Source organism: Acinetobacter sp. WCHAc060042 (genome assembly GCF_003231195.1).
In the GTDB taxonomy this organism is placed as follows: Bacteria; Pseudomonadota; Gammaproteobacteria; order Pseudomonadales; family Moraxellaceae; genus Acinetobacter.
In genome coordinates this window covers 1-22826 of the sequence record NZ_QKVN01000024.1, presented here as the reverse complement: position 1 = coordinate 22826, position 22826 = coordinate 1, and the positions used below count along the sequence as shown (strand labels likewise).

The following is a 22826-nucleotide window of genomic DNA, read 5'->3' as shown; positions in this document are numbered from 1 at the left end:
TCTCAAGAGTCATATCATTTTAGTGGGCTACATAGAGTGAGTCCACATGGCTAAAAATAATTGGAGATATAAGATGACTATTCCCGAAATTGAAAATGGTGTCCAGACTACCAATACCCTTAGTAATAATCTCGGTGCAAAAATCACTAAGTTTGGTATAGGTGGCATCTACGTTGCCATGACGATAATATATTTGTGGTTTGGTGGCATGAAATTCACTAGCTACGAAGCAAACGGTATACATGGTTTTGTTAGTAATAGCCCTCTGCTTTCGTGGATGTATAGCTTCCTCAGCATTCAAGGATTCTCAAATTTTCTGGGTGTGCTTGAAATTTCAGTTGGCCTGTTAATCGCTGCACGAGTTTTCTCCCCTAAGCTCGCAATCTTGGGCGGTGTACTTTCAACCGGACTCTTTTTTACGACATTGTCGTTCATGCTGACTACACCCGGTGTTTTTGAGGCATCTCTTGGGTTTCCTGCGATCTCTGTGGTTCCTGGCCAGTTTTTGCTAAAAGATTTAGGCTTGTTTGTCATGTCTATATTTATCGTAGGTACATCACTTACAGCACTGGAGCACAAAAACAAATAAGCCTCACCCGAAACAACTATAAGTTAGATGGCTCCTAAACACATTAGAGAGCCTTTATTTTTATCTTTTAAGTGCTTCAAGTACGTGCCTTACTAGAGGCTGTTGATCTTTGAGTGAAAAATGAACGGCATAGCAACAAGGTATAATGGTTTCGCCAAAAATCAAAAATACCACCGAGAACGGACGTTGCTATGCCAAGGACAATGCTAACAGATAACGCCTAGGAAGCCCTAAAGCAAATACTTAAAGAGACAGGGCGTGTTTACAATAAATATGAACACCGAAATACACTGGAAGGCATACTTTATCGTATGCGCACAGGCATTCAGTGGCGAGATTTGCCTGAAAGATTCGGTCGTTGGAACTCTGTATTTAAGCGCTTTAACCTTTGGTCAAAGAAAGGTGTGTTACAAAAATGGTTTCAAAGCATATCGTCCGATAATGATCCAGAATGGTTGTTTATTGATGGAAGTATTGTCAAAGCGCATCAAGACAGTAGCGGAGCCGCAAGCAGTTCAGATGAAGCGATAGGAAAAAGTCGGGGTGGGAGTTCTACAAAAATTCATCTCGCTGTAGATAGCGGTGGGCTTCCCGTTTATTTTGAAATATCGGGTGGTCAGATAAATGACATTGGTTATGTGAAAAAAACCGATGCAGAAACCCAGGTACTGTTTGAATTTATCGCGCATCGATATGAAAGCGGTAGCCTGATCATCACAGCCAATCACCCGTTTAGTGCATGGGATCAGATCTTCCCAGACAGCATGATGACGGTAGCGGCCATAGATCGGCTGATCCACCACGCGACAATTATAGAATTAGAAGGAGAAAGCTATCGAAAACAACATCAATTAAAACAAGCTGGAAGTAGGAAAAATGAGAAAACCTAACCGGCCATCATAATTGACGCGAACCGGCCAAGATAGTTGACGCCGAACACAACAAATTACTTACTGTAAGAAGTGCTGTATCCGACAATGATTGAGTTGCTAACACAGCTAGCCTTGTCATTGGGCGAGAAATGGAAACATAAAAAAGATTACGAGCTCTATAAAAACCTTTCGTATTTGCTCTATTCAGTTTTTTAGTCTCAAGCAACTCGAGAAGCTGTGGCCATTTATAATGATTCCACCCACCACCTAAGACAACTAATACATTCTCAAACTCAGCCCCCTTTACACTATGCTGCGTTGCAAAAGGAGTCTGTTTTTCAATAAACCTTGTAACCTCGATAACTTCCTTATATTCGATTTCTCTTAATTTATTATAACGTTGTAGTGTTGAAGACCATTCCTCTTTAGGTGTATCTATAAATGAAAGAAGCTCCTCCTCCCTTCTAATTATTCGATCTGGTGGTAATGGCCGTTTTGTAGTCTTTAAATGATCTATCACTTGACCAATAGTTCCTTCAGTCCTTAACTTTAGTAATTGATCCTAGCCAAATAAGCAGCTATTTGATCTACAGTTGCTCTTGCTGTTCTAGAAACCCCAATGAGTGTTGCGGATGCCATGCCTGTCCATTCCCCATAGCCAACCAACCAAAGGTTATTTATTTTTACTGAGCGCCCATCATTCACAGTAACTGTCTGATCAGGCTCTACCACATCAAGACTTCTTAAGTGAGTCAATGAAGCTTTGAACCCTGTACACCAAATCACAGCATCTACTGCTTGTCTTGTACCATCAGCCCAAACAACGGAATGCTCCTCAAATGAGGTAAAAGGCTCTCTACTATGTAGTACGCCACGTTCGCGGGCCTCTTTAACACTGTCTATCATGACAATATCACCCAGACCACCAACGGGTTGATCAATCACACGACCTTCCTGTTGGGCTTTTAAACGTTCAGTTGCCCGAAGAAATAAAACACGCCCATCAACATCATCCGATAAAAATTGAGGTGGTGTTACTGTGACCCAAGTGGTATCTGCAACTTTTGAGACTTCGGCAAGAATTTGTGCCCCTGAGTTACCACCACCAACTACAATCACTTTCTTGTTGATAAAAGGCTCTGGATTTACATAATGTGCTGAATGCGTTTGTAATCCTTCAAATCGTTCATATCCTTCATAATGGGGAATATAAGGCTGACTCCATGTCCCAGTAGCACTGACCACCGCTTTAGCTCGCCAATATTGATCGCCAGCATACACATCTAAATAGCCATCTTTTTGTTCTATATGGTCGACATGAATTGGTCGAATAATTGGAAATTGATATCGTTGCTCGTATGCTGACAAGTAGCCAATCACTTCATTTCGCGTTGGGTAAGTCTGCTCAGTTGTGGGCATCATCCAACCTGACAATGAACTCCAAGTATTTGGAGAAAAAAGACGAAGAGATTCCCAAGCATGTGACCATGCACCACCTGCCTGAGATTGGTCATCTAAAATAATAAATGGAATTTTCTTACGTTTGAGGAAATAAGCTGTGGCAAGGGCTGCCTGACCACCACCAATAATGATTACATCGACTTCAGTTTGTAATTGAGTCAAAGCTTCTCTCCTATTATTTATAGTCATAATCAAAATAACGCCCAGTCTACTCAACAGACTGGGCGTATTTTATAAAATTTTCAAGCGTTTAAATGAGCCTTTCAATTGCTCAATTGATCAAGATACTTTTCGGCATCCAAAGCTGCCATACAGCCTGAGCCTGCCGAAGTAATTGCTTGGCGATAAATGCTGTCCGCAACGTCACCCGCAGCAAATACCCCTGCCACAGAAGTTGCTGTTGCATTGCCTGAAGTACCACTTTGTACTTGAATGTAGCCATCACGTAGGTTGAGTTGGCCGTCAAACATACCTGTATTCGGTTTGTGACCAATAGCAACAAATAAGCCCTGAACTTCAATATCTTGTATGCTTTCGTCCAAAGTTGACTTCAAGCGAACTGAAGTAACACCAGTATTATCACCTAAGACTTCATCAACTTGATTGTTCCAAAGAATACTAATTTTGCCTTCTTTTTCTTTGGCAAAAAGATGATCTTGTAGAATTTTCTCTGAACGTAAACTGTCTCTACGGTGAACTAAGGTGACATGTTCAGCGATATTTGAAAGATAAAGTGCTTCTTCAACTGCTGTGTTACCACCACCCACGACCATGACTTTTTGATTCTTATAAAAGAAACCATCACAAGTTGCACATGCGCTGACACCTTGACCCATGAATTTAGCTTCAGATTCAAGACCCAAGTATTGTGCTGTCGCACCTGTTGCAATAATCAGTGCATCACAAGTAAAGTCTTCCATGTCGCCTTTTAGCACAAATGGACGGACGCTTAAATCAACTTCATTGATGTGGTCATACACAATCTCTGTACCAAAGCGTTCAGCATGGGCTTGCATTCTTTCCATAAGTGCAGGACCAGTTAAACCTTCTGGGTCGCCCGGCCAGTTATCTACCTCAGTGGTCGTTGTTAATTGACCACCAAGTTGTATACCCGCTATCAATGTAGGTTTTAAGTTTGCACGTGCTGCATACACAGCAGCACTATAACCCGCAGGCCCTGAACCTAAGATCACTAATTTAGAATGTCTCTTTTGCATTTCTGATCACCTAAAGTTTATAAGCTACGTTGATTGACACGCTTAGATAATTCTTCTGCTGACTCTTTTCGCTCTGAATAACGGTCCGTGAGGTACTGACTCTGCCCACGAGTGAGCAAGGTGAACTTATATAGTTCTTCCATGACATCGACAATTCGATCATAGAAGGATGAAGGTTTCATCCTGCCATCTTCTTCAAACTCTAAAAAAGCTTTGGGAATAGACGATTGGTTTGGAATGGTGATCATCCGCATCCAACGGCCTAAAATACGCATCTGGTTTAGGCTGTTAAAGGACTGCGAACCACCACTGACCTGCATCAAAGCTAAGGTCTTACCTTGCGTTGCACGAATTGCACCGCCTGCCAATGGTATCCAGTCAATTTGCGATTTGAAAATTGAACTCATGGAGCCATGACGCTCAGGCGAGCACCACACCATTCCTTCTGCCCAAGCGAGTAAATCATGCAACTCTTTAACCTTTGGATGTTCAGTGTCCGCATCTTCAGGTAAAGGCAGCCCTTTAGGATGAAAGATTTTTACTTCGGCACCAAACTGCTCCAAGATACGACCAGCTTCCATCACCGCCAATCGGCTGTATGAACGCTCACGGTTAGAACCATACAGCAGCAAAATACGGGGTGGATGATCCAATTCTTTAGCTTGTACCTTTTCTAAAGTCGGTTGATCCAAAAGATTCATATCTACATTTGGGAGAGTCATAGAAATTACACCTCTGCTTTAAAAAACTTTATTCTGAGCCACAAAGACACACTGACTAAAGCAATTAACACTGGTACTTCAACCAATGGGCCGATTACCGTGGTAAATGCGACTGGTGAAGCTAAACCAAAGGTCGCAATCGCGACGGCCAGCGCCAATTCAAAGTTATTTCCCGCAGCAGTAAAAGAAATTGCTGTGGTTTTAGGATAATCGTTCCCCATCCATTTGCTCATGAAGAAGCTGATGAAGAACATCACGATAAAGTAAATGGTCAATGGGATCGCAATACGCAAGACATCCATCGGTAAGCTCACCACATCGTTCCCTTTCAGGCTAAACATCGCCACAATCGTGAACAATAAAGCCAGTAGACTCAGTGGACTAATCTTAGGTAAGAAGACATTTTGATACCAATCCAGACCTTTAGCTTTCACTAGAGTGAATCGCGTCATAAAGCCAAGGAAAAATGGAATCCCTAAGTACACCAGTACCGCATGGGTAATGGTCCAGAAATCGACATTGATCACTTGCCCTGCAACACCAAAATAAGGTGGCAAGAAGGTTAAGAATAGCCAAGCATAAGTACTAAAGAACAAAATCTGAAAAATACTGTTAAAAGCGACCAGTGCTGCGACATATTGGTTATCACCACAGGCCAAACCATTCCAGACCAGAACCATCGCAATACATCGTGCTAAGCCAATCAGGATTACGCCTGTCATGTATTCGGGATAACTCTGCAAAAATATGATTGCCAATGCAAACATGAGCACGGGAGCGATCAGCCAGTTTTGTACTAAGGATAAAGTCAGTGTTTTCTTATCCTTAAATACTTGCGGTAACGTCGCATAGTCCACTTTTGCCAGTGGCGGATACATCATGAGAATAAGACCAATCGCAATAGGAATATTGACTGAATCCACACTCATTTTATCCAAAGCGACAGAGGCTTGCGGAAAGAACACGCCTATCGCAATCCCCAACGCCATAGCAATAAAAATCCATAGCGTGAGGTTACGATCTAAAAAGGATAATCTTTGTTGAGCCATGATGTTCTCATTCAATATGCGAAATTTGATTGATTGCAGCAATCAAATCTGGGCGAGGCATATGCGCTGTATCGAGTGCCAATAAAGCGTCTAAGCGACGGTTGATATGATCAACAGTGACTTGGAATGCTTTGAGCTTTTCTTCTTTAGGTAAATCCAAATGTGAAGGATCAGCCAAACCCCAATGTGCTTTGATTGCACCACCTAAATACAGTGGACATGCTTCTTGTGCTGCCGAATCACAGACGGTAATCACAACGTCAGGTTGATATTGTTCGCAGTCATCAATGGTTTTACTCCACAAACCATCTGTTGAAAGACCCAAATTTTCTAATGTTTCAATGGTCAATGGATGTACTTGCCCTGATGGCTTACTACCTGCACTGTATGCTTTCCAACCCTCTGGGGCACGACTATTAAACAGCACTTCTGACAGGATGCTACGACAACTATTTCCAGTACACAAAAAAAGGAATTTCATATTTTTCTACTCGCAATAACTATTGATTTGTTGAAATGATGGAGCAACTTTTGGCTGTAAATCAGCATTTTTAAGGGTGTTAAGTACGTCTATACACCAAGTGGGTAAATTGGGATTGAGACTGTAATAGACCCATTGCCCTTGGCGTCGATCTTGTAAAAGACCAGAAGAACGCAGTAAAGCTAAATGCCGTGAAATCTTGGGTTGGCTCAACTCTAGTTTTTCAGTCAAATCACAAACACACTGTTCATTATTTCCAAGAACCAACATGACGATATTGAATCGCGTTTCATCAGCTAAGCATTTAAAAAAATTGATTTGATCCATATTTTTTACTCACTCAAACATATGGATATATCAATATTCACATATGTCCATGAAATTTTTATTTCAATCGCTGCCCATTTGCATCCAGTACTTGTTCACCATCTTCTTTAGTGAAAGCACCCTTTTGCGGGAGTGGCAGAATTTCTAAAACCAGTTCTGACGGACGACTTAAACGAGTTCCTAGTTCAGTCACCACGAATGGACGGTTAATCAAAATTGGATACTGAAGCATAAAGTTAAGCAATTGATCTTCAGTCCAATCCTCTTGATCAATTCCTAAATCTGTATATGGAGCAACATTTTTACGAATCGCTTCTCTCACCGTTAAACCCGCATCCGCAATCAGCTGAATAAGCTCACTTTTAGATGGAGGATTAACAAGATATTCAATAACTTCAGGTTCAATATTGGCATTACGAATTAATGCCAATGTATTACGTGACGTACCACATTCAGGATTGTGATAAATCTTAACGTTTGGAGTAGCAGACATTTGCTCAAACTCAACAGGATCTTTGAATATATTTATATACGAATAAACATATATATGCAATTCCAAATATACCCATTTTCATAATAAAACTTCTACTTCAAAATTCTAACTTTAATTATGAAGATACAAACAGCGATAATTTCACCGCTGTTCGATATTCAACTTAACTATATGCGGCTAGCAATCTGATACGTAACAAAAGAGAAGAAATATGCTAGTGAAAACAGATAGGTAGCCATAATAATTGGTTGTTTCCAACTACCTGTTTCACGCTTGATTGTTGCTAATGTTGCAAGACAATGAGGTGCAAAAACAAACCAAACCAAAAGTGATAAGCCTGTTGCAAGTCCCCATCCATCAGGCCCAGAAATTTGACTGAGCAGAGTTTGTGTGACTGTATCTTCATCCCCAGACATAGCGTAAATCACACCTAATGCAGCAATAATTACTTCACGGGCTGCCATTGCCGGAATGAGCGCAATACAAATTTCCCATGTAAAGCCGATTGGGGCAAAAATAGGGTGAATGATGTGCCCCAACTGCCCTGCTAGGCTGTAATTAATTGCAGGCATTGTGGCGTTATCTGGTGGCTGAGGGAATGTCACGAGTACCCATAACAAAATTGATAAAGCGACAATAATTCCACCAACTCGCTTTAAGAAAATTGTTGCTCTGTCATATAGGCCTAATGCCACATTTCTAATATCTGGTAAACGGTAAGTCGGCAATTCAAAAATAAAAATACTTTCAGTTTTATCTTTTCGAACTAACTTTAAAAATAAAGAAACCAATAGCGCAGATATGATTCCTGACATGTAAAGTCCGAACAGAACTAAACCTTGTAAGCTGAGCCACCCATAAACCAACTTATTAGGAATGAACGCGGCTATTAATAAAGCATATACAGGCAGTCGAGCAGAACATGTCATTAATGGCGCAATCATAATCGTTGCTAAACGATCTCGTTCAGAGCTAATACTTCTTGTTGCCATGACTCCGGGAATAGCACAAGCGAAACTGGAAAGTAATGGAATGAATGAACGACCGCTTAACCCTGCTTTAGACATAAGCTTGTCTAATAAGAAGGCTGCTCTTGGCAAATAACCCGATTCCTCTAAGATCAAAATAAAGAAGAAAAGGATAAGAATTTGAGGCATATAAGCTAGAACGCTGCCTGCACCCGCAATCACACCATCAACAATCAAACTTCTTAATAATGGATGCGAAATCAAGGGGCCAATTGCACCACTTAGCCAAGTAATTGAGTCTTCAATAAAAGCAATGAAAGGCTGTGCCCAAATAAAAACGGCCTGAAACATGACAAACATGGTCAGCGTCAAAATTAGTAGGCCAAAGACAGGATGTAAAAATATTTTGTCTAAAAATGCAGTTCGTTTATCACCACTGTCATTTTTTAAAATAACTTGCTTAGTAATGTATTTAATCTGATCAAAATGATTTAGCTCAGAATGATAAGGTGCAACAAATAGATTTTTTTGATCTAACTGCGTTAATAGCTCCTGAATCCCTTTTGTTTTCACAGCGACGGATTCAACAACAGGCACTCCTAAAAGTTTTGATAGTTTTGAGGTGTCAATTGAAATTCCACGTTTTTTTACTTCATCCATCATATTCAAGACAAGTAACATCGGTCTATTTAACGCTCTGACCTCTAGTACTAGGCTTAAATGAAGGTGAAGATTTGTAGCATCAACAACACAAACAAAAATGTCAGGTAATACTTCACCTTTTAGCTCACCGAAGCAAACAGCTCTTGTTACTTCTTCATCTAAGCTACTTGGTTTTAAACTATAAGTCCCCGGCAAATCCAATACTCGAACGGAATCTCCTGAAGGTAACTTAAAGAAACCCTCCTTACGTTCAACAGTCACACCCGCATAGTTTGCAACTTTTTGTCGAGTACCAGTAAGAGTGTTAAAAAGTGAGGTTTTACCACAATTGGGATTACCAATGAGTGCAATATTTTTAGTGTTCATTGATGATCTCTACAAAAACTCGTTCAGCTTCATTTTTTCTTAGGGCAAAGCGTGATGTTTCGATTTGAACTAAGATTGGATCGCCACCAAATAACCCCTTTTCAAGAACTTGTAGAGATTCCCCAACTCTAAAACCCAGTAACTCAAGTCTTTCAAGTACAGGGTCTTTGTTGGTGTATTGATCCCCTTTTTTGAGATCAACAATCTTTGCAAACTGATTTGGTTTCACTTGAAATAAGTTCATTATAAAAGTCCTACTTCAAGGCCAAAATCTTTCGAGCACCATTCAGCACGAATAAAGAAACAATAATTCCAATAATCAGGTCAGGGTAAGCTGAGCCTGTCCAAGCAACGAGTACTCCTGCGAGAATTACACCCATATTAACGATCACATCATTCGCTGAGAAAATCCAACTTGCCTTCATGTGAGCACCACCATCTTTGTGCCCAGATATGAGATATAAACAAGTGACATTCGCGGCAAGTGCAAAGAAGCCGATGATAATCATGAGATTAGATTCAGGTTCACTACCAAACATAAAACGTCTAACGACATCAACAATAACAATTACAGCTAGTAAGAGCTGAATCCAACCAGCGAAGTGAGCTGCTCTAACTTGATATTTTGCTGCTTTACCTACTGCATAAAGTGCAATGCCATAAACGGCAGCATCAGCAAACATATCCAGAGAGTCGGCGATTAATCCTGTGGAAGCGGCAATAATGCCACTAATAAACTCAATGACAAAAAGCACTGCGTTAATTGCGAGTAGTATTTTGAGAACTTTAGCTTGACTAGTTGGATCAGGACTGTCAGGTAAAACTCCTGTTGATTCAACAGTACTTTCGAGCTTCGCTCCAAAACCTAGACCCTCAAGTTTCGTTGTGATTTCTGAGATTCCATCGGTATGGAAAACCTGTAACTTTCTATTTGGAAGATCAAAAGCTAAAGCTTTGACCTCACTTAGTGGTGCTAAAGCCATTCGCACCATTTGTTCTTCTGCGGAACAATCCATTTTAGGTATGATATAGGTGCTGGTCTGCTTCGAGCTTTTGTTATCAATATAGGTTTCAGTTGAATTTAACTTTGCTCCAAAACCGAGTGCTTCAAGTTTTGAAGTAATTAAATTTGTATTGCCTTCATGCAAAACTTTTAGATTTCGATTTGGTAAGTCAAAAATTAAACTATTAACGCTTTCTAAAGAGGACAAAGACATTCTGACCATCTGTTCCTCTGCGGAACAATCCATTTTAGGAATGGTGTAATCGCTAATGAGAATTGCTTTGCCTATTTCTTTATGTATGTCTTGTTGCTGATTACTTGTATCTGTTCCACAGCATGATTTAGCCTTTGTTGAACAAGGCTGACTACCACCACAAGCATCTACAATGATCTGCTCTTTAGACTCGCTAGCAATACCTTTATCACAACAAGACTTTTTATTTGTTTCAGTTTTTAAATCTGTACCACTACAAGAATCAGTTTCAGATATATTTTGTTTGGGTTTAGTATCGTCACAAGAACTTTCATTACAACCGCAACCACTCATGGATGTACCTATAGTCATATTTTCACTTATTGCATATTAGAATCCCTATAGCTACTATAGAGTCAAGCTAGATTTGGTTGATTTCAATGTTTTTAAAAATAGGTGAGTTATCTGAGAAAACTTCTTGTTCAGTACTAACTATTAGATTCTATGAGAAGGAGGGTCTTATTCCTCAACCTGAAAGAACTGAGGGGAACTATAGAATGTACTCCGAAGCTTATATCGACCGATTAAAATTTATAGTTAATTGCCGCTCTCTAAATATGAATCTAAATGAAATCAAAAGATTGCTTTCTTATAAAGATTTACCTACCCAAAACTGTTCAGAAGTAAATGAATTAATTGACGCACATATTGTAGATGTACAAGAAAGTATCAAAAATCAGCAAAAACTAATTGAACAATTATTAGATATAAGAAAGACATGCGATGGTTCATGCACAGTTGATAGATGTGGTGTATTGAAAAATTTAGCTTGAATAAATACAAAGTTTAGACTTAATACGATAGCTCTATAAGCTATTGATACTAAATATGATAAAAAATAAATCGAGTGTATAACTCGTAAAGAATCTAATGATTCTTTACGATTAGCTTCAATTCACTGTCCTCACACTCCCCTGCAACCCTTGCTGAATATCCTGCACAAAACCATCCCCATGATTGAGCTTTGCTTTAACCTTAGGTTTCGACTCAGGTTTCATTTGCTCAGATTCAACAAGTCCATCTGTATAAAACTCATCTACCAAATCCAAGCCTTCCTCCACATTCACCTCAAACTGCGAATTTACATAGCCCTGTAAAGCGGCCTGATCTAAGGCATGTTGATTAAAACCACACAACTTACTCTTCTGATCAATCTCCTTAGCTGTATGTATCGCGTCTTGCAAATGAATGCCTTCACGTAAAGTCAAATCCACGTAATAGACAGGGGTGCGATAACTTTGAGTGGTGCTCTTGCCTCTCAGTGTGAGTTGTAGAGGTAGGCATGAAAGTAAGCCATTGGATGCAGCATGGTAGTAACTGAGCCGAGCAGCTAAGGTACGAATACTGTTAAAGCCGGTGGTTCTAAAAACGAAAGTCCCAAACTCATCCGATTCATCGAGATTCACATAGAGACGACCATAGGGTTTACACAATCCTCCTTGTGCCAATGGACATAGATCAGGTGAAGGACAGGGGTGATGTTCAACCCCTTGATTGGTTAAGCGCTGACAAGTTTCACCATTACCGATACACACAGGTCGCCCTGTTTGTCGATCAAATAGACTGTACTCTGCCCTAAGATTGAGTTCAGGATCATTAAAGATCATACGGACTGGAATGCTTCTAAGTTTTTGGTTTTGAGCTTTGGCTCGTAGTTGCTCATCTAGGGGGTGTTTGATCCAGCCCTCTTTGTTTTGGATTTGGGATGTCAATGTAAATTGATCATCCTTTTCAGGCAGACGTTTGCCGTTCTTTTCCACAACTTTGCCGATACTGATTCTGCCAAGTATTGGCGGTGTGATTGCTAGACCTTTAATCATGGTCCTTTCCTCTTATCTTTAAATAAATTGCTGTATTGATTAAAAATGAAATGGGCATAAAAAATCCCATGTTATCTTTAAATAAATTGCTGTATTGATTAAAAATGAAATGGGCATAAAAAATCCCATGTGCTGAGGCATGGGATTTCTAGGCTGGTTGGATATTTTGCTTAGGCTAAATTACTTTCAACCATCATTGGTATAGATGTTAAAACGCCGTGAACCTGTTTTACTTTGCGGGAATTGGCTGAGGTATTCAGGGTGTGATTTCAGCAAAGCCTTGGCATCTAAGCTGATTGAATCCTTAGCCTTTTTCCACGTCACTGAGCCTGCTTTAAAAGTGGCACGCTCCGCCTGCTGCATCTTGGCTTGCAGCTGGTGCTTCAGCAGATCAAACTGCTCCTGATGCTTGTCGATTTGATTACGTGCCTGAATCAGCTGTTCAAACTGCTGGTTGGCCTGCTCATCCCCAGATAAGTCTGCAGTGCTCAATGGCACATGTTCGGGATACAGCTGCTGTAAAGCCTTGGCTGCCGATGCGCTGGCATCTGCATCAGGCGGTGTATCCTTCTCGACACATTCCCAGAAGTAACGTTCTGCATTCACAATATGCTGAATGACCGATTCACTGCGGGTCACTTTAAAAATCCGCGTTTCATGTCCGCAGAGCAGTACACAGATATGCGCTGCTTTCTTTCCCGTTACGGCCAATTGATGCTGTACCTGACACAGCACATATAACGGCACACCATCCCGCCACAGCTTGGCGCCATGTTCACCAGCAGTTTTGCATTCCAGAATCTGCACATCTGCATCACCCACTACGGAATAATCTAAGTTAGCTAACATGAAATGCTTGTCTGGGTCAGGATGCTGCAGCACAGCATTCACGCGGCGGACTTTATAGTTGGTATGCATGCTGTAGTATTCAGCAACAAGCGGTTCAAGTCGCTTGCCCCAATATAAAGGCGCATGGCCTTCGCTTTCATCTTCGATGGATTGCTTGATCCTACCTGTTTTGATCATCCACAGTTCCAGCATCGACATATAAGGATTGAGTCCGCAAGCTGCAGCACAGTCACTGCTGCCGATACCTTGCCTGCGTACTTCCAGCCATTCGGCTTGGCTCATATTTTTGGTTTCTACAAAGCGTTTGGCGGTAATAAGTTTAGGTGACCTGAATCCTATAGGTTGTTTAGATGCTGCAGATGGATTTGATAAATTATTCATTGTGAATTCCTCAATTTTAAATTTTTGGCATAAAAAAACCACATCCGAAGATATGGTCTGATATTTCTAAATGAATCTATTTTAAAATGAGACGACTGCTAAATGGCGCTTTAGGTTTTCTTCAGAAACGCCAGCTATTACAATTTCTAAAATGTCTGCATTTAATTGAAGACCTTGATTAAAGGAATAGCCAAAATTACCTTTTATCGTTTCTACTAAAACATCGAAAGATTTCTTATCTTTCATTTTTAATAAAAAACTTTCATCCCCTAATTTCTTAATTGAAATGATACTCACTGTACTCTCCGTTTTACTATTTATCTTGCAAATAGTTAGTGGAGCTTAGAAATCAGGATTTCAATAAGAAGTGTTCAAATAATTGTAAATACACAGATTAGGACAACATCAGTAGCGCCTGTTCCAGTCCACGTTGTTTTAAGCCTGCCCCTGCTCCAAACCATGCTGAATCCAGCCGGTGATCCTGACTCATGGCTCGACGTTCATGATCTGCAAATTCCGTGATACTGCACAGCAACCCATAAGCCGTATCTTTGGCTGAGCTGAGTTCTGCCCCTCGGCCATGCCCGTTAAACATAGTCATGACTTTCGACATGGCTCGGCCATTCGGTTCAACCTTGTCTTTGCTTTGTGATTTACTGGCTACATTGCGGTAGAACTGGATAATGCCTTCATCCTGCTGCATTGGACTGAGGCTGGTATTGTTAAATACCGCGTCAAAATAAGCAGCCGCTTCTTGTTGAGTGACTTTACGTTGACTGAGTTGCTTCATTTCATACATGTGTTCATCCCATTGCCGTACTGAGATTCCCAACTGCTGTTTGATCTTATCTGCATCAAAACGGGTACTGTGTGGGACTTTGACCACGCCTGCACTGCTGTTCTGTCCTTTTAGGGCAATGGCTAAAGTGTTGTTGCACACTACGCGGATTGAAGTAAATTGCGCTGTGGTCGCCAGCGTTCCGTCACAGCCCGTTGCCAACAATATATAGCCATTACTAACATCTTTACCTTTGAGTGCCGCGCTTTGTCCTGTTCTGGCTAAAGCCCAGAATTTCTTTCCGCCTTTCAATACGCCTGCGGTTTCCAGTTCAAAGCCTGATTGCTCTGTTAAATCTCGGTAGAACTCCAACACCTCTGCAGGCTGCACTTCCTGATAACGCTGACTGACCACCGATAGAGGTGCATGGGTATCCGAGCGATAAAGTACGCGCTGTTCTTCATAAGGCATGATGATGTTTTGTCCGCGTTCATTTTGCGCCATATAGCTGACATCAGAAGATTCAATGCGCCAGTCCATGCCGGCCTGCTGTGCCCATACTTCAATCGGCTGATTATGCGTAAGCTGGTTGCCGAGGCCATGCCAAGGGGTGTCACCGACATAAGCCATTTGTTCAATTTGATGCGCCATGTTTATATTTCCTATAAATGTATGTTGAAATTCATGTTGTTGATTAAATGTGTTTAAGGTTTGTGGCTTGAGCTTTATGATTTTTTGCCCCAAACAAAATGCTGCTGACAGTCCTGACAAATATATTGATCTTCATTGCGATAATATTTTTCGTAGCAGAATTGGCTGACAACCACCAGCACACCGCCAATCACTACACCTACAGCAGCACCTGCCGCAGGTGAAAAGCCGACCTTCTTAGCAAGTCTTGCTCCCAGCACAGCCATTTGTGCAGGTGAGATATTGCGCTGAAGCTGTTCAAAGTAATTTGCGTTTGATTTGCCAGATGCGGTTTGTCTGACATTGCCCGACTTGCAGTAGGGACATTGAATGATGGACACGGTATATTCCTTGTCAGATGTACCCTGACAAAAGCTAAAGTGAAGGCATAAAAAAACCGCATCCTTTTAGGACACGGTTTAGTCAGTTCTAGATTAATGTTTAGATTAAATACGCTTAGTTAAAGCTGTAGCTCGCTGTTCCCTGCTGTGTTTCAACATCAACACGCACAACATTATCGTAACCGCAGCCGGTTAATTTCAGCCTTAAACGCAAGCCCATTTTAAAATGCTGCGGGTATTCCAGTGATCTGCGGTAGCCTTCATAACTGCATTCACCATTGTTGATTAAAACGTTGGTGACATCGATGGGATCTGGACTGTTGGAACGAATGGTGATGACATGCGCCACTTGGTTTTGTGCATACCAGTTGCTGGTATCTTCTACATTCATTTCAACACTAAAAGTATTGGGATCAAGGCTGGAGTCGCACCCGTACAGCATCATGCCTGCAGCAGCCGTTACTGCCAGCAGGATCGATTTAAAATATTTATTCATAGCAATCATCCTCAGCAGTAGTTGTAGCTGACGCCGTAATCACCGGTCTCTAAATCAATACTGACCAGATGAATTTCACAATCTGTACCATTATCAAATTTATAAACGTAGTAACGGTTGCCCGCCTGCTCTGACTCTAATGCGCCGTGTTCCTGCAAGCTAAAGCCGCTCACGGGTTTACCCGTATCTTTCGCAGCTTTGGCAAAAACCAGCTGCTGATACTTGTCTATATTTTTTTGCTCAAATTCAGGCAGGTCTGCATAAGGAAGCATGGACAGCAAGGTATCTGCAGCTTTCAAATTTTGATCAAACTCAAAGCTCAGCAATTCAGGTTCATGCTGCGCCGAACTTGAGCCCTTGCTGCCAGCAGTCAATTCCTCTACATCAATGCCATCAACTTCCGCAGCAGGAATGCCTTCCGAAGCAGCAGCTTCTGACGCTGGAATATCACTCGTGCCAGCTGCAGCTGTTTGCACAGGTTTCTGAACGCTGGAATTGGCACTGAAAAAATAGAATCCGGATACGATAATAAGCGTCAAAGCCAGAATAGCTGCCAAACCCAAAATGGTTTTTTGGTTCATCTCAAATCTCCTGTACTTTAGTTCGGTACAGAGACTTGGCCATTATTGGCGTTATAGTGGACAACGCGCGGACAGCCGCCCTGAAAGTTCACCGTGAAATTACGCCAGCCGCGGTTGCCCGGATTGGTTTTATACATGCACTGATACACGCCTCCACCTAAATTTCGAGCCTGCACAAAATAGGATTCACTGGCTTGCGCAAACCAGCCTGCCTGCGCCCATGACGCGCCTGCAAGAAGTGATGAAATCAGGGCAGTTTTTAGGAAAGTTTTTAACATAGTCATTTTCTCTTTTTACAGGCATCACCGGTCTTCAGCAGATCCGGTGTCCCCCATGCAATCTTTGTTGGAATGAATATCTAAGTTTTTGAATTTTTTATAGACGATAAAGCGTACAGATCTACTTAGCTCAAAACAGCATTAGAGATTCATCTTCATATCGGTAATATGTATTTGAAAAAGTTTTATTCTTAAAAAGCTATAAACACAGCTATGCACAGCACGCGGGCCTAATGACCCATCGGCACAAATACTGAAAAAGAGAAAAATAAGGGATGATATTGATGTAAGCGCATGGCGTACTCCTTTGTTTTAAAAGAATTCTGCCAATTCACTGCTAATATGATGGTGGCAGAACGAAGAAGGGTTAGCAGACTGGTAACAAAGAAACCAGCACGCGCAAGCGCGTCCCCCCTCCGCCCTACCGCAAAGAAAGGGGGACGAACGGGTCCACAACATGCAAAATCAGATTTCGCATATTGTCTTTGTTAATGGGTCTGCTAAAACCCGCTGACGATGTAGGTCAGCAGGCTAAGGATAATCTGCACGGTGTAGAGCGTCAAGCAAGTGCTGGAATGCAATATGAATTTTCAGCGCCGTACCGGGGCTCCATCAAACCATTTAAATCCTTTCGGGTAGATGCAGATTCTACTCGGAAGCCCAAACTGACCCGTTTGATTCTCCGGCATGCTATTTAATGCACCCAAAGGACAGCCCGCTTCTTCTTGCATGATCCGGTCAATCCGCAGCGCGTTTTGTGCATCAGCATCGGAAAGCTGATGATGCATTTCTGGATAAACGCATGTGCCCAAATATCCAGTCGCTCTCATCCAGTGCTCTCTGATCTCATTGCAATATCCCAAAGGGTCAGAATAGAGTGATCGGTTAAAGCTCAGATAAAAGTGAATCACATAGCGCTGCTGAACATCATCCCGTACAACCTGATAAAAGCGGTAAACGACTTGCGTTCTATACCAATACTCAGCCGCTAGACTTTTTTGGAAATTTAATAAATACCGCTCTAACTGCCGTATGTCGATCATTTCATTTCCTGCCTCATTTAAGCTCAGTTCTACTTTCAAATCCGCAGCATCTGGATAGATTTGACTGGTATTGCAATAAGATTCTCTCAGCTTTTCAATTTGCTTTTCATAACGCTCATTCTGCTTGTGCATTTCTTCAGTCAAGCTGGTGCTTTCAAACAGTATTCTCAACCGCTTTACGATCTTATTGATATAAAAACCAGCGCTTCTTTGCGCCGTGACCTCAAAGAACCGAATCTGCTCTTCCTGTAATACACTGCAGTAAGCCTGAAAGAACTTGTCTGCCCAAAAGGAAAAAGATAAATGCTCATGAATGCCAACGGCCATCATTCTGCGCCACGATGAAAAATAGTCAGACAGCTTGCGTTTAAACTCATCATCGATATTCTTGTGATGAGCATCGTAATCAGTACCTTCTGGAATTGGAGCAAATCGAGTCGTTTGGTAATGCTCTAAAACGTCTTGTTCTAAACGTACTGCTGCAGACTCTAACTCTGAATGACTCATGTGCTGTCCTATGAATGAATTGATTTCATAGAACTGGCATCTTCATAATTTTTTAAACCAAATCTCCTCTTCCAGCTTTGCTAAAGCAGTCTGCGCATTCCACTCTTTGATTCTTCTATTTTCTTCTGTATCAGGTATTGGGCGACCATGATGCTGATAATCTCCTTTATAAAACGTTTTACGTCCTTGTGGTTTAACCAATAACGTCTGCTCGTATTTATCAGGGTCACTGAGATACGCAACTGCACCCAAAGCATTATTGCCTTGTTCGGGTATTGCTCGACGAATATCTCCAATGCCTAAACAACCTTGCTTCTCGTAGTTTTCTTTATTTTCTGTCGTGTTGATGTTCCATCCCGTCCCTTTGCCTAAAGTAATCTCATTCCACTTCTCAATGACCCCTTCAGCAATCTTATAATCGCTCTGGTGCTCAGACCGATTAATCACCAATGCCAAGTGAGCATGAAAACCCTTTGTAATCCCTTGCTCCAGTGCGATTGCATAGGTTACTAATGCATCAAAACAGCCATTTTTATCAGTAATCACAGCACGGAAGCTATCGATATGCTGATAGAAGTCATGCACCGTAATCTCACTCATGCTGTCCTTGCTATAGCTCAAATCCACTCTGATCACCAAAACCGAATAATATCCCTTAATTGCACCTTCGAACTCCTCAAGTAATGCCACTCGATTCAATCCTTTCCGTCTTGTAAAGCTTTTGATCTCCTCGCGTATCATCCCTCGATGCGCATGTAAGATTCGTCTTAGAGCCTTAATTGCACCTATAGACAACCCTGATAGATATTCACCAACGCTGAGCATTCCACGCTGGCTATCGACATGTTCAGTGACTGCAATAAATGCCCTAATTGAGGCTGCATACTCAACCCCTTCTTGCTTAAAAGCTTCGAATGCACAGTACAGACGTTCCAGATTGAAAATGAAATCTTCATTCGTCATATCAAAATTAAGACATACATCTACACAGGCATGAATGGCATACAGCACCCCAGCCTGATGATCTAAATCGAATTGCAGCACGTTGAACTTCCTTAACTATGATGAGCGTCATAGTTAAGCAATGGACTTATTTTTTTAAATGACACCCAGATCTAGAGTAAGGATTAGTCATCCGATATTCCCATGTATCGAATCGTGCTCTCATCCTGCATAGGCTATTGATCAATAGCGTCATGTATATAGAGATATCTATTCAGTCTATATGACATATCCAACTGTTCTTGTTATAGGTATGAGTAATAGTGATTGTATTGATATATAGAGTACTTATAGTTCTATGATCTATAGCAACAAGTCTAATATTAGTATTAATCTCTATATTAATAATATAAAAACCGTCTTAGCGTAAATGCAATAACCATAGTCCAGCCGATCAGCAGGATTTCCAAACCTTTGGCTAGAATAGGCTTTTTATATATTTCAGCGTTACGATAGTTAGGTCAGAAAAATGATTTTCCAATCATTAAGCTAGATCATCTATTTAAATAACGATAAACATCGATGATGCATTAATCCGTAATCCTTAAGCTCGTCCAGTGTTGGTGAAATTTCTGTCATGTGCTGTACAGGAAAATCAAAGGGAGTTCCATCCTGCAACGGTTTTTGAAATTCCAATTCACATAAGAAATACTCGTCAGCTTTTGCATGCTGATCAGGTACAAAGCAGCAGCTATAAGTGTTCTGGATAAAAGAACGAGGCAGGATTCTAAAAGGCATCACCACTTCTCCTGCCTCTGCAAATGCCCGGCCCAGGCCCGTCTTAGCAGCTTTGCGTTTGTCATCAATATCAGAATGTTTCCGTATACATTGCTGAAAAAAGTAAATTTGGTTATATGCAATCAAGTCCATAAGAGCCATTAAAAACTGATGAACTCTAGACTGTTCAACCTTTAATCTGAATGTGATCGATTTATTTTTGTCAGACTCATTTTTTTGAGTGAGATCTTCTCTAATTCTATTGATTTGAGTCGCTTGCAATGAATATGGGTAGAGAAAATCTGTACACCCTAAGCGTTCAAAACTTTCTTCGTCGATTACTACTGGGTTAGCATCTCTCAGCATCTTAAAAAGCGTTTTATTCTGGCTATATATCTGGCAGCACCACTGCTCAAGTAAACTCTGAAAAAGACCTAAGCGGTTATGCATTCCACTGAGTTTAATAGGCTGTGTACATTCCACACTGTCTAAAGCTACTTCATCCTTCAAAATATTTTCATGCGGCTTTAAATAAAACGCAGCTGATAATGGATTTTCTGGATGCAGTTTCTTTAACTCTAAATAATGATCATACAACTTCATTATTTCCTGCTGTTGTAACACAACATAATTTGCATAACCTACAGCTTCACGAGGCAGAGGAATAAACGGTTTCATCCAGCACAAAGGATCATGTAGCAGATAATTGTTTTTGCAATTCAATACTTTCAAGCCAGCATCTGAATCTTCACTTTTAGTGTTTGACACCAAGTCACTCTTTGGATTCAGCATAGTAAAAATAGACGCCACTTTCTGAACTTCAAAAACATGAGGCTGCGGGTACTTTAAAATATAAAACTTCCCATAAATTGCAGCATCACCCCAAAATTGATGCGAAAGGTTTAAAGCATATATTGGAGACTCTGTTTGAATAAAACTATTTCGAATTGCTCCATCGGCCTGACTTCGAATAAATCCCATTTCTTTTAGCTGTTGTATAGCACGGTAAATAGACTGCTTTTTTAAACCCGTTGCCTGCTCGATTTCACCAATTCCACAGCCTCTAACAATCCCAAATGAATCTGCACTGTAAAGCAATCGCAATAAAACAAGATAACTTCGATAATCAAGATTGCAATCGGTCTCTATTTTTTTAGGTAAATTGCTGATGCTTATCCCATCACTTTTTATAAATAGAATTGAAATAAAATTTAATAAAGGAAATTTCTTGTACATGCTTTTAGTACTATTTACCATCCAGCTAGCCGGCATTATTAAATCAACACCAATATAATCGAGATTAAGGCGTAAGTGACGAACACGAGCCCTCTTCCCCGTTTCGGGAAAATCTATTTTTAAAATCCCCTGCTGCTCCAACTCATTAAGTACATCACGTAATCTTTTAATCTGTATGCCTGTGACTTTTGCCAATTGGGCAAGCGGCAATGATGTACTCTCTACCCCAAAATTTCTAATAAAAGTGATTAGAGCCCAAACAGCTTTGGCTGAAAGCTCCCCATCTATTCTCTGATAGAAAGCTAAAAACAGGCTCAAGAAATCATGCTCAGAAAGCTTCTCATCCACAATAAAAATCTCCACTTCATCAATCCATACCCCATGCAGAGATATCATACACAAATTAAGATAGGCACAAAATGATAATTAAAAATATAATAATCAACATTTAATATTTAATTAACATTTACTTAATGTTTATTTATTGATATATAAACATTTATTTAATATCTATGAAAAATATAAAATGACACGACCACATTTAACTTTAGAGAAATGGTTATCTACTGAGACAGATCTAAAAAAAATATTCTTAGAGCAGGAAATTTTACTAAGACCAAATGAAATCAATAAGCGAGTTAAATCAGGTGAAAAGGAAATTTTTTATTCTATAAATCACCCACAGATTAAACCCAATGAAAATTCAGCAATATCTCCTCAGCATAACCAATATAATTCGACTGATATAAGCGAACTATTCACCAACCCACTTAAATTTTCAGTTGATAATTTCATTTGTAAAACAAATAATGAACACTTTGAAATTTTAAAAAAGAGATACCGTATATTTAAATATAACTACACAAATAAAAAAGATAAACGTATCAATAAACAAATCACACTGGATCAAAAGACATTAAAAGAACTAGAGAGAATCACAGAGAAGTACAAATTAAAAAGCCTGCAAAACTGCTTAGACTTTTTAATTGATCAACATAATTTTAAATTAACAGAAAAGGATAAAGTAATATCAAAGCTTCAAAAATCACTCATCGAAAACAATGATTCCCAATTAAAACAAGAGCTGAAATTAAAGGATGAAGAAATTAATCAACTTAAAACAGAGCTTGAGCAGCAAAAACATACCATTCAAGAAAACATGCGCTTATCAGCAAAAGAATTTGAGGACTACTTAATACAAACAGCTGTAAGCAAGACTATTGAATTGGAGAAAATTAAGGCTTTTTTGGGTGAAATTTCCGAAGAGGATCAGCAGACAATAAATGAAACTCTTGCACCCGAAGCTCTTAGCCAAATTGAAACCCAATTGAGAAATGAATGTGCTGAACAAAAACAATTTTTAACAATGAAAAATCAACCAAATACCAATATTGCTTTAGGGTTTGATCAACATAATCAATATAGTAATACCGTACAAAATGACGGTGAATTTCAGTCTAAGCCTTGAGCGTATCAATTTACCACCCTGACTAAAAAGTATTAAGTTTCACTGCAACATTGTATTATTTCGCGTATTAAATCAGGACGACGCCTTAAGTGATTTACCAGTACTTCATCACAGTATGCCGTATTAAACGGCAATTGCTTCTGCTGTGGAAAATATCGATCAGGGTATTGTAAAA

General features: G+C 40.3%; 25 protein-coding genes and 1 pseudogene. 4 read left to right on the top strand and 22 right to left on the bottom strand.

Going from position 1 to position 22826, the window contains the following annotated elements:
* The first annotated feature begins 73 nt into the window (after positions 1 to 73).
* Positions 74 to 589: a YkgB family protein gene (locus DPG01_RS11580; RefSeq protein WP_107680847.1), complete on the top strand. Its 516-nt coding sequence runs from the start codon at positions 74 to 76 to the stop codon at positions 587 to 589.
* A gap of 239 nt (positions 590 to 828) precedes the next feature.
* Positions 829 to 1479, top strand: coding sequence for an IS5 family transposase (locus DPG01_RS18840; protein WP_198114842.1), 651 nt, complete (start codon positions 829 to 831; stop codon positions 1477 to 1479).
* Between the two features lie 7 nt (positions 1480 to 1486).
* Here the strand turns inward: DPG01_RS18840 and DPG01_RS11570 are convergent.
* The 11 genes and pseudogenes from DPG01_RS11570 to DPG01_RS11520 all read right to left on the bottom strand — a co-directional run.
* Positions 1487 to 2023 (bottom strand): annotated as a pseudogene (locus DPG01_RS11570) (ATP-dependent helicase); the annotation flags it as partial.
* Positions 2011 to 3084 (bottom strand): ArsO family NAD(P)H-dependent flavin-containing monooxygenase, encoded by a 1074-nt coding sequence (locus DPG01_RS11565; RefSeq protein WP_004644575.1) that lies wholly within the window; start codon positions 3082 to 3084, stop codon positions 2011 to 2013. The gene DPG01_RS11565 and the pseudogene DPG01_RS11570, both read right to left, overlap by 13 nt.
* A 101-nt stretch (positions 3085 to 3185) precedes the next feature.
* A complete protein-coding gene (gene trxB / locus DPG01_RS11560; protein WP_110975201.1) occupies positions 3186 to 4139 on the bottom strand; it encodes a thioredoxin-disulfide reductase in 954 nt (317 codons plus the stop codon).
* Between the two features lie 17 nt (positions 4140 to 4156).
* A complete protein-coding gene (gene arsH / locus DPG01_RS11555) occupies positions 4157 to 4861 on the bottom strand; it encodes an arsenical resistance protein ArsH (RefSeq protein WP_000174605.1) in 705 nt (234 codons plus the stop codon).
* Between the two features lie 5 nt (positions 4862 to 4866).
* On the bottom strand, positions 4867 to 5910 hold the full coding sequence (gene arsB, locus DPG01_RS11550) for an ACR3 family arsenite efflux transporter (protein WP_110975200.1): 1044 nt from the start codon (positions 5908 to 5910) through the stop codon (positions 4867 to 4869).
* Positions 5911 to 5917: 7 nt separating this feature from the next.
* Entirely contained in the window at positions 5918 to 6391 is a 474-nt protein-coding gene (locus tag DPG01_RS11545) for an arsenate reductase ArsC (RefSeq protein ID WP_110975199.1), read from the bottom strand.
* 6 nt (positions 6392 to 6397) lie between these two features.
* Positions 6398 to 6718: a metalloregulator ArsR/SmtB family transcription factor gene (locus tag DPG01_RS11540; RefSeq protein WP_005012525.1), complete on the bottom strand. Its 321-nt coding sequence runs from the start codon at positions 6716 to 6718 to the stop codon at positions 6398 to 6400.
* A gap of 58 nt (positions 6719 to 6776) precedes the next feature.
* A complete protein-coding gene (gene arsC, locus DPG01_RS11535; protein WP_087550548.1) occupies positions 6777 to 7211 on the bottom strand; it encodes an arsenate reductase (glutaredoxin) in 435 nt (144 codons plus the stop codon).
* Between the two features lie 167 nt (positions 7212 to 7378).
* Positions 7379 to 9208 carry a ferrous iron transporter B gene (gene feoB / locus DPG01_RS11530; RefSeq protein WP_110975198.1) on the bottom strand — a complete coding sequence of 610 codons (1830 nt, stop codon included), beginning with the start codon at positions 9206 to 9208 and terminating at the stop codon, positions 7379 to 7381.
* Positions 9198 to 9452, bottom strand: a complete 255-nt coding sequence (locus DPG01_RS11525) for a FeoA family protein (protein WP_086178442.1) — start codon at positions 9450 to 9452, stop codon at positions 9198 to 9200. The genes feoB and DPG01_RS11525 overlap by 11 nt, the downstream gene beginning before the upstream one ends.
* 10 nt (positions 9453 to 9462) lie before the next feature.
* Complete coding sequence (locus tag DPG01_RS11520) at positions 9463 to 10758, bottom strand: cation transporter (protein WP_086178443.1); 1296 nt, start codon at positions 10756 to 10758, stop codon at positions 9463 to 9465.
* An 86-nt stretch (positions 10759 to 10844) separates the two neighbouring features.
* On the opposite strand from DPG01_RS11520, the gene cadR reads away from it, so the two are divergent.
* Complete coding sequence (gene cadR, locus DPG01_RS11515; RefSeq protein ID WP_005312186.1) at positions 10845 to 11237, top strand: Cd(II)/Pb(II)-responsive transcriptional regulator; 393 nt, start codon at positions 10845 to 10847, stop codon at positions 11235 to 11237.
* A 117-nt stretch (positions 11238 to 11354) separates the two neighbouring features.
* On the opposite strand, the gene DPG01_RS11510 is transcribed toward cadR, so the two are convergent.
* The 11 genes from DPG01_RS11510 to DPG01_RS11455 all read right to left on the bottom strand — a co-directional run bounded on the left by DPG01_RS11510 (position 11355) and on the right by DPG01_RS11455 (position 21579).
* Positions 11355 to 12284 carry a hydrolase or metal-binding protein gene (locus tag DPG01_RS11510; RefSeq protein WP_110975197.1) on the bottom strand — a complete coding sequence of 310 codons (930 nt, stop codon included), beginning with the start codon at positions 12282 to 12284 and terminating at the stop codon, positions 11355 to 11357.
* A 186-nt stretch (positions 12285 to 12470) separates the two neighbouring features.
* Positions 12471 to 13514 (bottom strand): YqaJ viral recombinase family protein, encoded by a 1044-nt coding sequence (locus DPG01_RS11505; protein ID WP_004723206.1) that lies wholly within the window; start codon positions 13512 to 13514, stop codon positions 12471 to 12473.
* A gap of 81 nt (positions 13515 to 13595) precedes the next feature.
* Positions 13596 to 13811: a hypothetical protein gene (locus tag DPG01_RS11500; RefSeq protein WP_004644586.1), complete on the bottom strand. Its 216-nt coding sequence runs from the start codon at positions 13809 to 13811 to the stop codon at positions 13596 to 13598.
* A 97-nt stretch (positions 13812 to 13908) separates the two neighbouring features.
* Positions 13909 to 14943 (bottom strand): DUF932 domain-containing protein, encoded by a 1035-nt coding sequence (locus tag DPG01_RS11495; protein ID WP_004644587.1) that lies wholly within the window; start codon positions 14941 to 14943, stop codon positions 13909 to 13911.
* Positions 14944 to 15017: 74 nt separating this feature from the next.
* Positions 15018 to 15323 (bottom strand): hypothetical protein, encoded by a 306-nt coding sequence (locus tag DPG01_RS11490; protein WP_110975196.1) that lies wholly within the window; start codon positions 15321 to 15323, stop codon positions 15018 to 15020.
* Positions 15324 to 15438: 115 nt separating this feature from the next.
* Positions 15439 to 15819 (bottom strand): hypothetical protein, encoded by a 381-nt coding sequence (locus tag DPG01_RS11485; protein WP_004644589.1) that lies wholly within the window; start codon positions 15817 to 15819, stop codon positions 15439 to 15441.
* Positions 15820 to 15830: 11 nt separating this feature from the next.
* A complete protein-coding gene (locus DPG01_RS11480; protein ID WP_110975195.1) occupies positions 15831 to 16400 on the bottom strand; it encodes a hypothetical protein in 570 nt (189 codons plus the stop codon).
* A gap of 17 nt (positions 16401 to 16417) precedes the next feature.
* Positions 16418 to 16678: a hypothetical protein gene (locus tag DPG01_RS11475; RefSeq protein ID WP_004644591.1), complete on the bottom strand. Its 261-nt coding sequence runs from the start codon at positions 16676 to 16678 to the stop codon at positions 16418 to 16420.
* Between the two features lie 590 nt (positions 16679 to 17268).
* Positions 17269 to 18228, bottom strand: a complete 960-nt coding sequence (locus DPG01_RS11465; protein ID WP_110975194.1) for a hypothetical protein — start codon at positions 18226 to 18228, stop codon at positions 17269 to 17271.
* A 42-nt stretch (positions 18229 to 18270) separates the two neighbouring features.
* Positions 18271 to 19272 carry an inovirus-type Gp2 protein gene (locus DPG01_RS11460; RefSeq protein WP_110975193.1) on the bottom strand — a complete coding sequence of 334 codons (1002 nt, stop codon included), beginning with the start codon at positions 19270 to 19272 and terminating at the stop codon, positions 18271 to 18273.
* Between the two features lie 456 nt (positions 19273 to 19728).
* The gene (locus tag DPG01_RS11455) at positions 19729 to 21579 is read right to left on the bottom strand and encodes a hypothetical protein (protein WP_322873881.1); all 1851 of its coding nucleotides are present in this window, start codon (positions 21577 to 21579) and stop codon (positions 19729 to 19731) included.
* Between the two features lie 130 nt (positions 21580 to 21709).
* On the opposite strand from DPG01_RS11455, the gene DPG01_RS11450 reads away from it, so the two are divergent.
* Positions 21710 to 22651 (top strand): hypothetical protein, encoded by a 942-nt coding sequence (locus DPG01_RS11450; protein ID WP_110975192.1) that lies wholly within the window; start codon positions 21710 to 21712, stop codon positions 22649 to 22651.
* The last annotated feature ends 175 nt before the right edge of the window (positions 22652 to 22826 follow it).

What these genes read in the sequence shown, in the direction of transcription:
- DPG01_RS11505 (WP_004723206.1), bottom strand. Translation starts at nt 13,514, where the DNA reads ATGAATAATTTATCAAATCCATCTGCAGCATCTAAACAACCTATAGGA.
- DPG01_RS11495 (WP_004644587.1), bottom strand. Translation starts at nt 14,943, where the DNA reads ATGGCGCATCAAATTGAACAAATGGCTTATGTCGGTGACACCCCTTGG.
- trxB (WP_110975201.1), bottom strand. Translation starts at nt 4,139, where the DNA reads ATGCAAAAGAGACATTCTAAATTAGTGATCTTAGGTTCAGGGCCTGCG.
- cadR (WP_005312186.1), top strand. Translation starts at nt 10,845, where the DNA reads ATGTTTTTAAAAATAGGTGAGTTATCTGAGAAAACTTCTTGTTCAGTA.
- DPG01_RS11580 (WP_107680847.1), top strand. Translation starts at nt 74, where the DNA reads ATGACTATTCCCGAAATTGAAAATGGTGTCCAGACTACCAATACCCTT.
- arsC (WP_087550548.1), bottom strand. Translation starts at nt 7,211, where the DNA reads ATGTCTGCTACTCCAAACGTTAAGATTTATCACAATCCTGAATGTGGT.
- arsB (WP_110975200.1), bottom strand. Translation starts at nt 5,910, where the DNA reads ATGGCTCAACAAAGATTATCCTTTTTAGATCGTAACCTCACGCTATGG.
- DPG01_RS11520 (WP_086178443.1), bottom strand. Translation starts at nt 10,758, where the DNA reads ATGAGTGGTTGCGGTTGTAATGAAAGTTCTTGTGACGATACTAAACCC.
- DPG01_RS11525 (WP_086178442.1), bottom strand. Translation starts at nt 9,452, where the DNA reads ATGAACTTATTTCAAGTGAAACCAAATCAGTTTGCAAAGATTGTTGAT.
- DPG01_RS11485 (WP_004644589.1), bottom strand. Translation starts at nt 15,819, where the DNA reads ATGAATAAATATTTTAAATCGATCCTGCTGGCAGTAACGGCTGCTGCA.
- DPG01_RS11455 (WP_322873881.1), bottom strand. Translation starts at nt 21,579, where the DNA reads ATGATATCTCTGCATGGGGTATGGATTGATGAAGTGGAGATTTTTATT.
- DPG01_RS11540 (WP_005012525.1), bottom strand. Translation starts at nt 6,718, where the DNA reads ATGGATCAAATCAATTTTTTTAAATGCTTAGCTGATGAAACGCGATTC.
- feoB (WP_110975198.1), bottom strand. Translation starts at nt 9,208, where the DNA reads ATGAACACTAAAAATATTGCACTCATTGGTAATCCCAATTGTGGTAAA.
- arsH (WP_000174605.1), bottom strand. Translation starts at nt 4,861, where the DNA reads ATGACTCTCCCAAATGTAGATATGAATCTTTTGGATCAACCGACTTTA.
- DPG01_RS11475 (WP_004644591.1), bottom strand. Translation starts at nt 16,678, where the DNA reads ATGTTAAAAACTTTCCTAAAAACTGCCCTGATTTCATCACTTCTTGCA.
- DPG01_RS11510 (WP_110975197.1), bottom strand. Translation starts at nt 12,284, where the DNA reads ATGATTAAAGGTCTAGCAATCACACCGCCAATACTTGGCAGAATCAGT.
- DPG01_RS11450 (WP_110975192.1), top strand. Translation starts at nt 21,710, where the DNA reads ATGACACGACCACATTTAACTTTAGAGAAATGGTTATCTACTGAGACA.
- DPG01_RS11465 (WP_110975194.1), bottom strand. Translation starts at nt 18,228, where the DNA reads ATGAGTCATTCAGAGTTAGAGTCTGCAGCAGTACGTTTAGAACAAGAC.
- DPG01_RS11545 (WP_110975199.1), bottom strand. Translation starts at nt 6,391, where the DNA reads ATGAAATTCCTTTTTTTGTGTACTGGAAATAGTTGTCGTAGCATCCTG.
- DPG01_RS11480 (WP_110975195.1), bottom strand. Translation starts at nt 16,400, where the DNA reads ATGAACCAAAAAACCATTTTGGGTTTGGCAGCTATTCTGGCTTTGACG.